General features: G+C 72.5%; 14 protein-coding genes. 11 read left to right on the plus strand and 3 right to left on the minus strand.

The window, feature by feature from the left end; all coding sequences use genetic code 11:
* Nucleotides 1-12 precede the first annotated feature (12 nt).
* The 4 genes from AB0L65_RS15360 (at nucleotide 13) to AB0L65_RS15375 (ending at nucleotide 2964) form a co-directional block, all read left to right on the plus strand.
* Complete coding sequence (locus tag AB0L65_RS15360; protein ID WP_364245120.1) at nucleotides 13-753, plus strand: response regulator transcription factor; 741 nt, start codon at nucleotides 13-15, stop codon at nucleotides 751-753.
* Nucleotides 750-2177, plus strand: a complete 1428-nt coding sequence (locus tag AB0L65_RS15365) for a HAMP domain-containing sensor histidine kinase (RefSeq protein WP_364245122.1) — start codon at nucleotides 750-752, stop codon at nucleotides 2175-2177. Before AB0L65_RS15360 ends, AB0L65_RS15365 begins: the two co-directional genes overlap by 4 nt.
* 154 nt (nucleotides 2178-2331) lie before the next feature.
* Nucleotides 2332-2673: a hypothetical protein gene (locus AB0L65_RS15370; protein WP_364245125.1), complete on the plus strand. Its 342-nt coding sequence runs from the start codon at nucleotides 2332-2334 to the stop codon at nucleotides 2671-2673.
* A gap of 6 nt (nucleotides 2674-2679) precedes the next feature.
* Nucleotides 2680-2964, plus strand: coding sequence for a hypothetical protein (locus AB0L65_RS15375; RefSeq protein ID WP_364245128.1), 285 nt, complete (start codon nucleotides 2680-2682; stop codon nucleotides 2962-2964).
* Here the strand turns inward: AB0L65_RS15375 and AB0L65_RS15380 are convergent.
* On the minus strand, nucleotides 2948-4459 hold the full coding sequence (locus AB0L65_RS15380) for an FAD-dependent monooxygenase (protein WP_364245131.1): 1512 nt from the start codon (nucleotides 4457-4459) through the stop codon (nucleotides 2948-2950). The two genes, AB0L65_RS15375 and AB0L65_RS15380, sit on opposite strands and share 17 nt — an antisense overlap.
* A gap of 118 nt (nucleotides 4460-4577) precedes the next feature.
* Here AB0L65_RS15380 and AB0L65_RS15385 point away from each other — a divergent pair, with 118 nt between their 5' ends.
* Complete coding sequence (locus tag AB0L65_RS15385; RefSeq protein ID WP_364245134.1) at nucleotides 4578-5771, plus strand: cytochrome P450; 1194 nt, start codon at nucleotides 4578-4580, stop codon at nucleotides 5769-5771.
* A gap of 78 nt (nucleotides 5772-5849) precedes the next feature.
* Complete coding sequence (locus AB0L65_RS15390) at nucleotides 5850-8168, plus strand: M28 family peptidase (RefSeq protein ID WP_364245137.1); 2319 nt, start codon at nucleotides 5850-5852, stop codon at nucleotides 8166-8168.
* Between the two features lie 15 nt (nucleotides 8169-8183).
* Here AB0L65_RS15390 and AB0L65_RS15395 read toward each other — a convergent pair whose 3' ends face one another.
* Complete coding sequence (locus AB0L65_RS15395) at nucleotides 8184-9137, minus strand: NAD(P)-dependent oxidoreductase (RefSeq protein WP_364245140.1); 954 nt, start codon at nucleotides 9135-9137, stop codon at nucleotides 8184-8186.
* A 79-nt stretch (nucleotides 9138-9216) separates the two neighbouring features.
* Here AB0L65_RS15395 and AB0L65_RS15400 point away from each other — a divergent pair, with 79 nt between their 5' ends.
* The 5 genes from AB0L65_RS15400 to AB0L65_RS15420 all read left to right on the plus strand — a co-directional run bounded on the left by AB0L65_RS15400 (nucleotide 9217) and on the right by AB0L65_RS15420 (nucleotide 13871).
* A complete protein-coding gene (locus AB0L65_RS15400; RefSeq protein WP_350723511.1) occupies nucleotides 9217-10140 on the plus strand; it encodes an AEC family transporter in 924 nt (307 codons plus the stop codon).
* Between the two features lie 13 nt (nucleotides 10141-10153).
* The gene (locus AB0L65_RS15405; protein ID WP_364245143.1) at nucleotides 10154-11278 is read left to right on the plus strand and encodes a sensor histidine kinase; all 1125 of its coding nucleotides are present in this window, start codon (nucleotides 10154-10156) and stop codon (nucleotides 11276-11278) included.
* A gap of 31 nt (nucleotides 11279-11309) precedes the next feature.
* Nucleotides 11310-11981, plus strand: a complete 672-nt coding sequence (locus AB0L65_RS15410) for a response regulator transcription factor (RefSeq protein WP_364245146.1) — start codon at nucleotides 11310-11312, stop codon at nucleotides 11979-11981.
* 99 nt (nucleotides 11982-12080) lie between these two features.
* Nucleotides 12081-13064 carry an NAD(P)-dependent alcohol dehydrogenase gene (locus tag AB0L65_RS15415; protein WP_364245149.1) on the plus strand — a complete coding sequence of 328 codons (984 nt, stop codon included), beginning with the start codon at nucleotides 12081-12083 and terminating at the stop codon, nucleotides 13062-13064.
* 57 nt (nucleotides 13065-13121) lie between these two features.
* Nucleotides 13122-13871 (plus strand): sulfite exporter TauE/SafE family protein, encoded by a 750-nt coding sequence (locus AB0L65_RS15420; protein ID WP_364245151.1) that lies wholly within the window; start codon nucleotides 13122-13124, stop codon nucleotides 13869-13871.
* On the opposite strand, the gene AB0L65_RS15425 is transcribed toward AB0L65_RS15420, so the two are convergent.
* Nucleotides 13872-14573, minus strand: coding sequence for a hypothetical protein (locus AB0L65_RS15425; protein ID WP_364245153.1), 702 nt, complete (start codon nucleotides 14571-14573; stop codon nucleotides 13872-13874).
* Nucleotides 14574-14646 lie beyond the last annotated feature (73 nt).

Genomic DNA, 14646 nt, shown 5'->3' on the forward strand with positions numbered 1-14646 from the left:
ATCGTCACGAATATGCACACGACCAGCCCGAACTCCCGGTCCGAGCCCGTGCGCCGATCGGACGGCAGCTCGATCAACATCCTCGTCGTGGACGACGAGCCTCCGCTGACCGAGCTCCTTTCCATGGTCATGCGCCAGGAGTCCTGGGACGTCCGCAGTGCGCACAACGGCAGCGAGGCCATCCGCGCGGCGCGCGGGTTCCGTCCGGACGCGATCGTCCTGGACGTCATGCTGCCCGACGTGGACGGGATCCAGCTCCTTCCCCGGCTGCGCGCGGTGCTGCCGGGCGTGCCGATCCTGTTCCTGACCGCGCTGGACTCGCTCCAGGACCGGCTCGTCGGCCTGCGGGCCGGCGCCGACGACTACGTCACGAAGCCGTTCAGCCTGGAGGAGGTCGTCATCAGGCTGCGGGGCCTGCTGCGCCGCTCGGGCGCGGCCCAGGCGCGGGCCGACGCCGGGCTCGTGGTCGGGGACCTCACGCTGGACCAGGAGACCCACCAGGTACGGCGGGACGGCAAGGAGATCAGGCTCACGCCGACGGAGTTCGAGCTGCTGCGCTTCCTCATGCACAACCCGGGCCGGGTGCTCAGCAAGTCGCAGATCCTCGACCGGGTGTGGGCCTACGACTTCGGCGGCCAGAGCAACGTCGTCGAGCTGTACATCTCCTACCTCCGGCGCAAGATCGACGCGCAGCGGCAGCCGATGATCCACACCGTGCGGGGAGTGGGTTACACGCTCCGACCCGCCGGATGACGATGTCGCTGGAGACCAAGCTGGTGGTCTCCTCGATAGCGCTGCTGGCCACCGTCTCCGCCGTCATCGCCACCGCGACGACGCTGCTGTTCCACGACTTCCTCACCGACCGGCTCGACAGCCAGGTCACCTCGGCCGCCCGCCGCTCGACCAGCGCGGCGGCGCAGCGGGACGACCCGCCGCCGCAGGCCCGGGAGGTGTCGTTCCTGCTGTCGCCCGGTCAGGCCGAGGGCACGTTCGGCGCGCGGATCCGCCAGGGGGTGGTGCGGCGGGCCGCCGTGCTGACCGGCATCGCCACCGTGCGGGAGCTGCCCGCGCCACCGTCGCTCGCCGCCGTCACCGGCGAGCCCGTGACGGTCGACCTGGGTCCGCTGGGCGCCTACCGGATGGCCTCCGCCCGCACGCCCGACGGCGACGTGCTGGTCACCGGGCTGCCCATGACCGCCGTGGACTCCATGCTGACCAGGCTCGTCGTGGTGGAGGCCGCCGTCACGCTGGCGGGCGTCGCGCTGACGGCCGCCGCCGGCACCCTGCTCGTACGCCGTGCCGTACGCCCGCTCGGACGGCTCGCGGCCACCGCCGCCAGGGTGTCGGAGCTGCCGCTGGCCACGGGGGACGTCGTGCGCCTGGCCCGCGTGACCGAGGTGGACACCGACCCGCACACCGAGGTCGGGCAGGTGGGCGGCGCGCTCAACCGCATGCTCGGGCACGTCGAGACCGCGCTCGCGGTGCGGCACGAGAGCGAGACGAGGCTGCGGCGGTTCATCGCCGACGCCAGCCACGAGCTGCGCACGCCACTGGCCTCCATCGTCGGCTACGCGGAGCTGACCAGGCGCAGCGGCGAGTGGCACGGACCTCAGACGGAGCACGCGCTCGGCCGCATCCGCTCGGAGGCGGGCCGGATGACCACGCTGGTGGAGGACCTGCTGCTGCTGGCCAGGCTGGACGCGGGCCGCCCGCTGGAACGGGTGGAGCTGGACCTGTCGCCGATCGTGGTCAACGCGGTCGGCGACGCCTACGCGGCCGCGCCCCGCCACCGCTGGCTGATCAGTCTGCCCGACCAGCCCGCCCTGGTCCTGGGGGACGCCGACCGCCTGCACCAGGTGGTGACCAACCTCCTCGCGAACGCCCGCACCCACACCCCGCCCGGCACCACGGTCACCGCGACGGTCCGGCTCGGGGAGCGGGTGCGCGTCGAGGTCGCGGACGACGGGCCGGGCATTCCCGGGCACGTGCTCCCCCACGTGTTCGGCAGGTTCGCGCGGGGCGACGGGTCGCGCTCCCGGCTGGCCGGCGGCAGCGGGCTGGGCCTGGCCATCGTGTCGGCGGTCACGGCGGCCCACGACGGGCGGGTCGAGGTACGCAGCGAGCCGGGGAACACGGTGTTCACGCTCAGCCTGCCGCCGGGCCGGACTCGGAAGTAGTTTTTTGCGCCGAGTTATCGCGACCCTTTAGAGGGCTTTCCGTGATGAGCCGTCCCCCGGTGCTACGTTTCAGTGGATCATGTCGCGAGAAATGGCGGGCAGCGCATTGAGGGCATTCGTACGGATTGTTGCGGGCCTCGCGTTCGGGTGCGGTGTGCTACTGGCCCCGACCGCCGCGTCGGCCGCGCCGCCGCCCGACGGGAGCTCCCTGCTCACCGAGCTGGTCGGCGCGGATCTGGGTACGGTGCTCAGAGCGCTTCCCGGAGTTTTCTGCGGAAATCGGCTGGTCGCCTACAACTCACCGTCGCCCAATTCTCCGACCAAGTGCGTGAATGGCGCCGAGAACAGCGGGAACTCCACCAACAGCGGGAACTACCACAATGAGGGAAATCCCATCAACAGCGGCAACTTCGACAATGCGAACGGCGCCGTGAACAGCAACAACACCATCGACGGCGGCAACAACGCCAACGGCTCCCAGTCCATTTCCCGGTGACCGGCGATGAGCATCTTCAGGCGGCGAACCGGGATGGTGGCGGCACAGCTCGCGCTGATGTTGTCACTATCGCCCGCCCTCCCCGCTCTCGGGCACGGGCTCCCCAAGGACAGCGGCAACTCCTGGAAGAGCGGCAACTACCGGAGCATGGGCCGGCAGGTGAACAGCGGTAACTTCTCGAACACGAACGGATCCGTGAACAGCGGCAACGCCGTCGGCGGCAGCGGCAACTACGCCAACGGCCCCCAATGCGTCGTCGTACGCAGAGCCCTCCTCAAGGGCGGCTGTTGACAGCGGGGCCGTGACCGAGCGCCCGCCTCAGAGCGCCGTCGGGGTACTCGCCGCGCCAGGCCACGTGCTGGTCGGGGCGGACCAGCGTCAGGGGCACGCCCGGCAGATCCACGGCTCGCAGCGGCACCCCCAGCTCCCGCGCCTGCTCGGCCAGCGCCACGGCCCCCGGCGCGCTCTGGTCCCCGACCACGCTGAAGCCCCGGCCCAGCCGGTCGTACACGGACACGCCGGGAGCCAGCCACCGGTGCGGCAGCCGCTCCCCGGTGCCCTCGGCGACGATGGGCGAGCCCTCGTACGTGTAGCCGAGCACCAGGTCCAGGCTGTGGAACTCGCTGTCCTTCGTCCTGCGCACCGCCTCCGCCACGGCGGGCCGCACCTTCTCGAACGCGGCCTCCTCCCCCATCAGCGCCGGGTCGGCCAGTTCGGGGGCGAGGGTGGCCATGTTCGCGGCGGCGGCCTCGATGGTGTCGGCGGCCACCGGGCGGCGCTCGGTCTCGTAGCTGGCCAGTAACGTGGCGGGCGCCCATCCGTGCAGTACGGCGGCCAGCTTCCAGCCGAGGTTGACCGCGTCCCCGATCCCGGTGTTGAACCCGTGTCCCCCGTACGGCGGATTCTGGTGCGCCGCGTCGCCCGCCAGGAACACGCGCTCGCTCCCGTACCGGTCGGTCAGCAGCATCCGCGCGGTCCACGGGTCGGTGGCCAGGATCTCCGCCTCGATGTCGGCACCCGCCAGGTTGCGGACCAGCCGCATCGGATCAGCGCCCGCGGCGGGGACACCCTGGGCGATGCACCACCAGGTGTCCTCCAGGTCGAGGCGGCCGACGATGCCGGGCTGGGCCGGGTTCAGCACCCAGTAGTGCACGGCGGGGCCGTGCGGCATCCGCTCGGCCAGGCCGGGGGCGCGGAAGACGATGTTGAAGTTGGGCCTGGCGTCCTGGCGGCCCTCGTAGCGGGCGCCGATGGCCGCCCTGGTCACGCTGCGCGGGCCGTCGCAGCCGACCACGTACCGGGCGCGTACCTCACGCTCCTCGCCCGTGGCGGACGCGATGCGCACCGACACCCCGTCGGCGTCCTCCCGCAGCCCGGCCACCTGCCATCCGGTCAGCAGCGCGTCGCCGACGGCCTCCCGCAGCACCTCCTCCACCAGCGGCTGCGGCACCTGCTGGCCCGGCTCGGCCGCCAGCTCGGAGCCCACCAGGTCCAGCCCGAAGCACCCGCCGATCCTGGTGACCTCCCGTCCGAGCAGGCTGCTGACGAACACGGCCTGGTCCGACCACCCGACGGCCAGCGGGGCGCGCTCCCGCACCCGCTCCGCCAGGCCCCATCTCCGCAGCAGCTCCATCGAACGCGCCGACGTCGTCTTCGCGCGGGGCCGCAGCCACGACACCTCCTCGCGCGGCTCGACCACCAGGCACCTCACGCCCTGGTACGCCAGCTCCACGGCGACCGCCAGCCCCACGGGCCCGCCTCCGGCGACCAACACGGGCACATCCACAGGGGCATGCTGTCCCTTCCCCCGCACCACCGCAACCCCCGCGCGGGCGCACTGGAGACCGGCTTGGGGGGTTGTTACGGTTTACGCCTCAACCGACGACGATCATCAAGGGGTTTGCATGACCGAGTCCTCGACGATGCCGCTGCACATGCGGCGGGTGGGGTTCGACCCGGCTCCCGAGCTGGCGGCGCTCAGGGAGGAGGAGGGGATCAGGCGCGTCACGACCCCGTTCGGCCTGGACGTCTGGCTCGTCACCAGGTACGCGGAGGTCCGCGAGGTCCTCGGCGACGCCGAACGGTTCAGGATCGCCCAGCAGACGGTGGCGCGCCTCCCCGGAGCGCCCGAGATGACCCCCGAGCAGTTAGCCAAGATCCAGGCGGGCAACCTCCTCGGCGTGGACGCGCCCGAGCACACGCGGCTGCGCAAGATGCTGACCCCCGAGTTCACGAACCGGCGGATGCAGCGGCTGGAGCCGCGGATCAGGCGCATCGTGGACGACCACCTGGACGCCATGGAGGCCGCCGGTTCGCCGGCCGACCTGGTCACGTCGTTCTCGCTGCCGATCCCGTCGCTGGTCATCTGCGAGCTGCTCGGCGTCCCGTACGAGGACCGGGACGGCTTCCAGCACCGCACCAGCAGGATGCTCGACCTGTCGGTGCCCGGCGAGGAGCGGCTGGGGCTGCAGTTCGAGGCGCGCATGTACATGGAGGCGCTGGTCCAGCGCATCCAGCAGGACCCGGGCGAGGAGCTGCTCGGCATGCTGGTACGCGAGCACGGCGACGACCTGACCACGGACGAGCTCGTCGGCATCGGCAGCCTGCTGCTGTTCGCGGGCCACGAGACCACCTCCAACATGCTGGCCCTGGGCACCCTGGCCCTGCTGCGCCACCCCGAGCAGCTCGAACTCCTCAGGAAGGAGCCCGAGCGCATCGACGCCACGGTGGAGGAGCTGCTGCGCTGGCTGAGCATCGTCAACTCGGGCACGACCAAGGTCGCGACGGCGGAGGTCGAGCTGAGCGGCCGTACCATCCAGCCCGGTGATCTGGTCCTCTGCGCCCTGCCCGCCGCGAACCGCGACCCCGCCCTCATGCCCGACGCGAGCACGTTCGACATCTCCCGCGGCGCTCCCGGGCACGTCGCCTTCGGCCACGGCATCCACCACTGCCTGGGCGCCCCGCTGGCGCGCATGGAGCTGCGGATCGCCTTCCCGGCGCTGCTCCAGCGCTTCCCGGGCCTGCGCGAGGCGGGCGCCGCGGACTTCCGCTCCTCCCACATCGTGTACGGCATGAGCTCCCTGGAGGTGGCCTGGTAGACCTGCGGAAAACCGCAGGTCGATCCGGGCACGCGCATCATTCCGCCGCCATGGCCCGCGTACCTAGCGTTCCTGGCCATGACGGGAAAGTTGTTCGACGTCCCCCGCCGGGCGCCGGCGGGGCTGTGCGCCCTGCTCGCGCTGGCCGGCGTGATCATGCTGTCCGCCATGGCGGACAGCACCATGCAGCCCCTGCCCGCCTCGGCGCCGGACGGGGAGTTCAGCGCGGAGCGGGCGCTGCGCCACCTGGAGAGGTTCGCCACCGAGCCGCGCCCGATCGGCAGCCGGGCCGGTGAGCGGGCCAGGGACTACCTCACCGGGCAACTGCGCGCGGCGGGGCTCGACGTGCGGGTGCAGCGGGCCATCGGCGCGAACACGTCGGCCGGGCTGGCGTCGTTCGGGCAGGTGGACAACATCGTGGCCACGGCGAAGGGCAGCGACCCGACCGGGACGGTGGTGATCGCCGCGCACTACGACTCGGCGGCCATGGGCCCGGGCGCCTCCGACGACGCCGCCGCCGTCGCGGCCATGCTGGAGACGGTACGGGCGCTCAAGGGCACCGCGCTCCGCAACGACCTCGTGCTGCTGATGTCGGACGGCGAGGAGGACGGCGTGCTGGGCGCCGAGGCGTTCGTCAGGGAGCACCCGCTGGGCCGCAAGGGAGGGGTGCTGCTCAACTGGGAGGCCCGGGGCGTGAGCGGGCCGTCGCTGATGTTCCAGACGTCCAGGAACAACGCCGGGCTGGTCGGGACGTTCGCCGACGCCGTGCCGCACCCGCGCGGTGACTCCACGCTGGGCGAGCTGTACCGGCTGCTCCCGAACAACACCGACTTCACCCCGATGGCCGAGAGCGGCTTCACCGGCATGAACTTCGCCTACATCGAGGGCTCCTCCCGCTACCACACCGCCGACGACTCCCTCGCCCACCTCGACCGGGGCAGCCTGCAGCACCACGGCTCGAACATGCTGGCGCTGACCCGCGCGCTCGGCGGCGCCGACCTCGAAGCGCTGGACGCGGACCACGACCTCACCTATTTCCGGATCTTCGGGACCATGGTCACGTACCCGAACGCGCTCGTCTGGCCCCTGGCCGGGCTCGCGGCGGCGGCGGTCGCGGGGCTGGCGGTGCTGGCCCGCCGGAGGCGGCTGCTCAGCCTGCCCCGGCTCGCCGTCGCCGCCGCGTCGGGGGTCGTGCCGCTGCTGCTCGCGGCGGCCCTGGCGCAGGGGTTGTGGGAGGTGCTGGTGGCCTGGCGGCCCGCGTATGACGGGATGGGCGGGCTGCTGCACCGGCCGCAGGTGTTCCAGGCGGCCGTCGTGATCCTGGCCGCGCTGGCGCTGCTCTGCTGGTACCTGCCGCTGCGCCGCCGCCTCGGCCCCGCGGCACTGGCCGTCGGCGCGCTGGCCTGGCCGGCCGCGCTCGGCCTGCTGTGCGCCCAGGTCGCGCCGGGCATGTCGTACGTGCTGACGCTGCCCGCGCTGTTCTGCGCGCTCGGCGGGACGGCCGCGATCCTGCTGCGCGGCGCGGCCCGCCAGGTGGCGGTGCTCCAGGTGACGGCGGTGACCCTGGGCGCGGTCGTGGCGGCGGCGCTACTGCCCGCCCTGGCCAGGACCGCGTTCGACGGGATGGGCCTCGCGCTCGGCGGGGTGCCCGCGCTGGTGCTGGCGGTGTTCGGGCTGACGGTGCTGCCGATCGCCGAGCTGTGCCTGCCGGAGCGCAGGCAGTCCCTGGTCCCGCTCGCCGCCGCCGGGCTCGCGGTGCTGCTGGTGCCGATCGGCCTGGCCCGGGACGGCTTCGACCCGGCCAACCCCTTGCGCACACACCTCGCGTACGTGATGGACGCCGACACCAGGACCGCCAACTGGGTCAGCGCCGACGCGGAGCCACCCGCCTGGACCAGGAGGTACGTGTCCGGCCACGACACCACGCCACTGCCCCCCGGCTACGCCCGCGGCACCTCCCTCTGGACGGGACGGGCACCGGCGGCGGCCGGCGCCGCCGAACCCCGGGTGACCGTGCTCGGCCGCGACGGCGACACGGTCCGGCTCCGCGTGACCGCCGGCAGGGCGGCGCGCTCGGTCACGCTGCGGGTCGAGCGCCCGATCGCCGCGGCGACGGCCGCCGCCGACGGCCTGACCCCGGTGAGCGTCGACGTCACCGGCGTCCGGTCCAACACGTGGCCGGGCGAGATCCGCTTCCGCGGCCTGCCTGACACGGGAGCGGAGATCTCGCTGCGGGTCCCGGGGACGGACCGGTTCTGGCTGACCGCCGTCGCCGAGACCGACGGGCTCCAGCGGGTGCCCGGATTCGTCCCGAGGCCGAAAGGCGTGGTGGCGGCGACCCGGGAGGACGGCGACCTCGTGGCGGTCACCCGTACGTACGAGATCGGCGCGAGCTGAGGCCCCGCACCGGCCTCAGCGGGTGATGGTGCCCGCCCGGACCAGCCAGTCGACCGCCTCGGAGATGGCCTCGAGCGGCGCGTAACGGGGCCGGTGCCCCAGCAGCCGCTCGGCCTTCTCCATGCTGCAGTGGGGGCTGTAGGAGATGTGGTCGAGCGTGATCTGCGCGTCCCGCTCCGGCACCGTCTCCCGCCACCGCTCCCACGGCAGGAACGTCAGCCGCGCCTCCTGCCCGAACCAGCCCGCCACCGCCTCGGCGTAACCGCGCAGCGTCAGGGCGCTGGTGGCCACGGAGTGGAAGCTCTCACCGACGGAGACCGACGGGTTGACCATGGCGTCCACGAACAGCCGCGCCACGTCGTCGGCGTGCACGTGCTGGACGGTCTCCAGGCCGAAGTTCGGCAGCGCCAGCTCGTCGCCGTCGGCCAGCGTCTGGAACACCGCCGGATCGACGTTGCCCGCCGGGTTGACCGGCACCCAGCCGGGGCCGGTGATGTGGCCCGGGTGGATGATCGTGGCGGGGAAGCCGTCGCGGTGGGCGCGTTCGAGGAGGTGGGCCTCGATGGCGGCCTTCTGCTTGCCGTACTCGCCGAGCGGCCGCTTGGGCATGTCCTCGGTCGTCGGCACCCGGCTGCTCGGCCCGTGCGTCCAGATCGTCCCGCAGTGCAGGAACTGCCGGACCTTTCCGGTCAGCGCCGCCGCCAGGTCGCGGGCGCTGGTCTCCGTGAAGCAGATGAGGTCGATGACGACGTCGGCCTCCAGCTCCACGATCCGCCGCCCGAACGTGCCGTCGGCGTCCTCCGCGTCGCGGTCGGCGGTGATCTGGGTGACCCGCTGCCAGGCCCCGTGCGGGCTGTAGGGCTCCCGCTTGCCCCGGCTCACGGCCACGACGTCGTGTCCGCCTTCGACCAGCCTGGGGATGAGGTACGTGCCGATATGACCGCTGGCGCCAATCACCGCTACTCGCATGCGCCCCAGCGTAGACCCGCTGCTTCGCCGGTCAACCATCCCGATACGCTGCTGAACGTCCCATTTCGGAGGTTGGTCAGTGTCGGGGGTTGTCGCGGCGTTCGCCGCCCTGGTGTCCGTTGCCGTGATCGGCTACCTGATCGGGATGGGGGGCCTGCTGCGGGCCAGCGACGAGCTGGTGCTGTCGCGCCTGGCCTTCTTCGTGGCCACCCCGGCGCTGATGTTCGCCACCGTGTCCCGGGCTGATCTCCACATCCTCTTCTCGCCGGTGCTGCTGACCGAGGTGGTGGCGGTGGCGTGCGTCCAGCTCGTCTACGTGCTGGTGGCGCGGCTGGCATGGGGCCGCGACCGCCGCGAGGCCACGATCGGCGCGCTGGCCTCGTCGTACGTGAACGCCGGCAACCTCGGCGTGCCCATCGCGATCTACGTGCTGGGCGACGGCGCGCTGGTCGCCCCGATCCTGCTCTTCCAGCTGATCGTCCTCACCCCGGTCTCCTTCCTCATCCTCGACAAGGGGGCCCGCTCGGTGCGCGCGGCCCTGCTCCTCCCGTTCCGCAACCCCCTCACGGTCGCCTCCCTCCTCGGGCTCGTGCTGGCGATCACCGGGATCTCCCTGCCCGTCCTGGTCATGCGCCCGGTCGAGCTGCTCGGCGGCGCGGCCGTGCCCGTCGCTCTCCTCGCGTACGGCCTCAGCCTGTACGGCTCCCAGCGCACCCCCGCGGCCCCCGAGGCGAACGGCGTCGGCAAGGACATCTTCCTCGCGGTCACGCTCAAGGCCTTCGTCCAACCGGCCGTCGCCTACCTGACCGCGCGCCTGGTCCTCGGCCTCGACGGCAGCGCGCTCCTGGCCGCCACCCTCTTCGCCGCCCTGCCGACGGCGCAGAACATCTACGTGTACGCGGTGAACTACGACACCGCCCGGCGCCTGGCCCGCAGCGCGGTGCTGCTGACCACGGGCCTGTCCATCCCCATCATGACCGCGATCGGCGCGGTCCTCGGGTGACTACCATGAAGGCGTGTTTCGCTCCTTGTGGAACGAGCCCCGTCCCCCCGATCCTCCGTTACGCGTCTGGCGGGACTGGGCACTCGTAGGGGTGCTCGTGCCGCTCGCGGCGCTCGAAGGGGTCGTCCGCCCCGACCTGCCGTGGCGGGCCGTCTCCGTGACCGTCACGGTCGGGCTGGTGTTCACGCTGCTCTGGCGGCGCACCCGGCCGTTGCTGATGCTCGCGATCCCGTTCGTCACCACGATGCTGGCCCCGCTGGCGACGGGCGGTCATCGTGCCGAGACGTACACGATGGCGTTCCTGCTGATCATCGTGTACGCGCTCTACCGGTGGGGGTCGGGGCACGAGATCGTGCTCGGCTTCGGGATCATGCTGCTGTCCGTCGGCGTCTCGGCGTCCTTCTACGACCTCGCCCCGGCCGACGCGGTCGGCGCGTTCGCCGTCATCTTCTCGGCCGTCACGCTGGGGGTGGCGTTCCGGTTCCGGGCGAGGGCCCGGATGCGCGAGCTCGACCAGGTCAAGCTGCTCGAACGCGAGCAACTGGCCCGCGACCTGCACGACATCGTCGCCCACCACGTCTCCGCCATGGCGATCCGGGCGCAGGCGGGCCTGGCCACGGCGCCCTCGAAGCCGGAGGCCGCCATCGACGCGCTCCGCGTGATCGAGGCGGAGGCGTCGCGTACCCTGGCCGAGATGCGCGCCATGGTCCGCGTCCTGCGCCGCAACGAGCCGGCGGAGCTGGCGCCCGGCCGGCGGATCACCGATCTCGAAGAGCTCGCCGGGCGCGTCCGCCTCGGCCCGTCCGTGGAGGTGGAGATGCTGGGCGACCTCGACGACCTGCCTCCGGCGGTCGACGCCGCGATCTACCGCATCGCGCAGGAGTCGGTCACCAACGCCCGGCGGCACGCCCGGCACGCCACCCGCATCCGGATCCGCGTCGCCGCCGACGACACGTCGGTGCGCCTGCGCGTCAGCGACGACGGCGAGACGAGCTCCGCGAACCCGATGCCCGGCTACGGGCTCATCGGGATGACCGAGCGCGCCGGCCTGCTCGGCGGCACCTGCGAGGCCGGCCCCGACCCCGGCCGCGGCTGGACCGTCACCGCCGTACTGCCCCGAACGGGGGCGGCGACGTGACCGCCGTGCTCCCCCGCGCCGGAGCGGCGACGTGACCGCCCAGGACCGCGACATCCAGGTGATCGTCGCGGACGACCAGGAGATCGCCCGCACCGGGCTCAGGATGATCCTCGACGCGCAGCCCGGCATCGAGGTCGTCGGCGAGGCCGGCGACGGGCGGCGGGCCGTCGAGCTGGCGCAGCGGCTGCGTCCCGACGTGTGCCTGTTCGACATCCGGATGCCCCGCCTCGACGGCATCGAGGCCACCCGCCGCCTGGCCGGGCCGGGCGTCGCCGATCCGCTCGCCGTCGTCGTCATCACCACCTTCGACCTCGACGAGTACGTCTACGCCGCCCTCAGGGCCGGCGCCCGCGGCTTCCTGCTCAAGGACGCCGGCCCGGACCTGCTCGCCCAGGCCGTCCGCGCCGCGGCCGACGGCGACGCGCTCATCGCCCCCAACATCACGGCCCGGCTGCTGCAGACCTTCGCCTACTCCGGGCGCGCCACGCCGCCGGCGCAGCCCCGCGAGGCGCTGACCGGCCGGGAGGAGGAGATCCTGGCCACCGTGGCCCGCGGGCGGACCAACAACGAGATCGCCGACGAGCTGCACATCTCCCTCAGCACGGTCAAGAGCCACATCGCGAGCCTCATGCTCAAGCTCGGCGTCCGCAACCGCGTCGAGATCGCCATGTGGGCGTACGAGACCAAGCGCGTCAAGCTCTGATCGGGCCGATCGGCCAGGGAAGAGGTCGTACTTTCGGCCGTAGAGCGGGCGTGGCGGTCCTGGCGACACTGGTCGCGAGTCCCCCACAAGGAGAAAGCCATGAAAGCGTTCGTCCTTCCCGCGTACGGCTCACCCCTCGTCCTGACCGACATCGACCAGCCCGTTCCCGGCGACGACGAGGTGCTGGTCCGGGTGCGCGCCACCTCCGTCCAGCCCTACGACTGGCACTTCCTCCGCGGCGAGCCGTACGTCGCGCGCGTGATGGGCGGCGGCGGCCCGGGGCTGCGCGCCCCGCGGTTCAGCGTCCTGGGCGCCGACGTGGCCGGGGAGGTGGAGGCGGTCGGCAAGGACGTGACCGGGTTCCGGCCCGGCGACGAGGTGTACGCGATGCCCCAGCGGGGCGGCTTCGCCGAGTACGTGTGCGTGCCGGAGAGCGAGCTGGCGCTCAAGCCGAGGAACGTCTCGTTCGAGGAGGCGGCGGCGGTGCCGATGGCGGCCGGCACCGCCCTGCTGGCCCTGCGCGACGACGGCCGCGTCCAGCCCGGGGAGCGCGTTCTCATCAACGGGGCCTCCGGCGGCGTGGGCACGTTCGCCGTCCAGCTCGCCAAGGTGTTCGGCGCGCACGTCACCGGCGTGTGCAGCTCCAGGAACGTGGGCCTGGTCAGGTCGCTCGGCGCGGACGAGGTCGTCGACTACACCAAGGAGGACTTCACCCGGAGCGGGCGGCGCTACGACCTGCTGCTGGACATCTCGGGCAGCCGCTCCGGCTCCGCCTGCCGGCGGGTGATGACCCGCAAGGCGACCCACGTCCTCGTCGGCGGCCCGGCCGGCCGCTGGTTCCAGCCCGCGAGCCACGTGTTCGCGACGGTCATCGCGGGGCTGTTCGTTTCCCAGCGGGTGGTCGTGACGCAGGTCGTGCCCTGCACGGAGACCAAGCAGAACCTCATGACGCTGGCCGAGCTGATCGAGGGCGGCGAGATCCACCCGGTGATCGACCGGACCTACCCGTTCGCGGAGATCCCGGCGGCCGTCGGCTACCAGGAGGAGGGCCACGCGGCCGGCAAGGTCGTGATCTCCATCTGATCCCATATCCTGGACTGATTTGTCTTAGTAAGAGAGATGTGTCCTAGAGTTCCGAGCATGACACCACTGGAGATGGTCGCGGTGCTGGCGGCGGGAGTCGCGGGCGGGGGCATCAACGCCATCGTCGGCAACGGGTCGCTGATCACGTTCCCCACGCTACTGGCAGTCGGCCTGCCGCCCATCACGGCGAACGTCTCCAACAACATCGGCCTGGTCCCAGGCGGCCTCACCGGCGTCATGGGCTACCGGCCCGAGCTGAAGGGACAGCGGGAGCGGCTGCTCAGGCTGGCCCCGGCCTCCGTCGCCGGCTCGCTGGCCGGCGGGCTGCTGCTGCTCACCCTGCCCGAGAGCAGCTTCAACGTGATCGTGAGCGTGCTGATCGCGATGTCCTGCGCGCTGGTCCTCATCCAGCCCAAGCTCAGCAGCCTGCTGGCCGCCCGGCCCGGGCGCGAGCACGGCGGGCCGTGGCTGTGGCTGGGCACGCTCGCCGCCGGCGCCTACGGCGGCTACTTCGGCGCGGGCCAGGGCATCCTGGTCATCGGGCTGATGGGCATCATGCTGGACGAGAAGCTGCAGCGCATCAACGCGGCCAAGAACGTGCTCGTCCTGCTGGTCAACTTCACCGCCGCCGTCCTGTACGCCCTCGTCGCGGACGTCGACTGGCAGGCCGTGCTGCTGGTGGCGCTGGGCTCGACGGTGGGCGGCTTCCTCGGCGCGCGCCTGGGGCGCAGGCTGCCCGCGCCGTTCCTGCGCGGCCTGATCGTCTGCATCGGCGTCGTCGCGATCGTCAAACTCCTGACCAGCTGATCAACCGGACAGCCCGAAGAAGAAGGCGGCCGGGATCAGCGCCACGACCAGGGCGGCGGCCCACCACCGGGGAGCCGGGCCGGCACGCAGCACGGCGACGCCCAGCGGCACGAACGCGACCGCCAGCCCGGCCAGCGCGACCAGCGAGATCGGGTCGCTGCTGCCCTTGAGCACGCCCAACGGCAGCCCGGCCGCCAGCGCCAGGCAGACGCACCGGATCACGCCGAGCGCCCTGGCGCGGTAGGCGCCGACGGCGAGCACGATCCAGCCGGCCATGATGCAGACGTTGACCGCCTTGAACACGTGGAAGGCGCCGTAGGTCTCGCTGACCGCTTTTTGGGCCGACGCCAAGCCGAGGGCGTCCACCAGGTGGAAGGCCAGGTGGCTCACCCCGGCGTGGAAGACCCGTCCGAAAAGGCCGAGGATCACCAGCGTGGCGCCCCATTGCGCCCAGCCGGGGTGCGAGCTCCTGATCAGGCGGGCCAGCGAGGTCACCGCGGGCCACAGGAGCACGACGCCGGCGGCGTACAGGCTGTAGGACAGGACCATCCGCTCCGGGTGGGCGGCGTAGGCGGCGAGCTGGTCGGGGAAGAAGTCGCCCTCGCCCGCCCGGATGAGCACCCCGGCGAGCAGCAGCGACGGGCCGAGCACCAGCCCGGCGCCCTCGACCCAGCGCCCGGGAAGCGTGTGCGTGATCGTCATGTCACCGATCCAAGCGGCGAGCGCGCCCGCGCACACGGGCGCTGTCGCGAGAACCGGCGGTAGAGCCAGCACT

The organism is Nonomuraea sp. NPDC052116, assembly GCF_040680035.1.
GTDB classification, from domain to species: domain Bacteria; phylum Actinomycetota; class Actinomycetes; order Streptosporangiales; family Streptosporangiaceae; genus Nonomuraea; species Nonomuraea angiospora_A.

Bases quoted from the DNA above. Each gene is read 5' to 3' on its own strand.
- AB0L65_RS15385 (WP_364245134.1), top strand. From the start codon at position 4,578: ATGACCGAGTCCTCGACGATGCCGCTGCACATGCGGCGGGTGGGGTTC.
- AB0L65_RS15375 (WP_364245128.1), top strand. From the start codon at position 2,680: ATGAGCATCTTCAGGCGGCGAACCGGGATGGTGGCGGCACAGCTCGCG.
- AB0L65_RS15415 (WP_364245149.1), top strand. From the start codon at position 12,081: ATGAAAGCGTTCGTCCTTCCCGCGTACGGCTCACCCCTCGTCCTGACC.
- AB0L65_RS15360 (WP_364245120.1), top strand. From the start codon at position 13: ATGCACACGACCAGCCCGAACTCCCGGTCCGAGCCCGTGCGCCGATCG.
- AB0L65_RS15395 (WP_364245140.1), bottom strand. From the start codon at position 9,137: ATGCGAGTAGCGGTGATTGGCGCCAGCGGTCATATCGGCACGTACCTC.
- AB0L65_RS15425 (WP_364245153.1), bottom strand. From the start codon at position 14,573: ATGACGATCACGCACACGCTTCCCGGGCGCTGGGTCGAGGGCGCCGGG.
- AB0L65_RS15365 (WP_364245122.1), top strand. From the start codon at position 750: ATGACGATGTCGCTGGAGACCAAGCTGGTGGTCTCCTCGATAGCGCTG.
- AB0L65_RS15390 (WP_364245137.1), top strand. From the start codon at position 5,850: ATGACGGGAAAGTTGTTCGACGTCCCCCGCCGGGCGCCGGCGGGGCTG.
- AB0L65_RS15420 (WP_364245151.1), top strand. From the start codon at position 13,122: ATGACACCACTGGAGATGGTCGCGGTGCTGGCGGCGGGAGTCGCGGGC.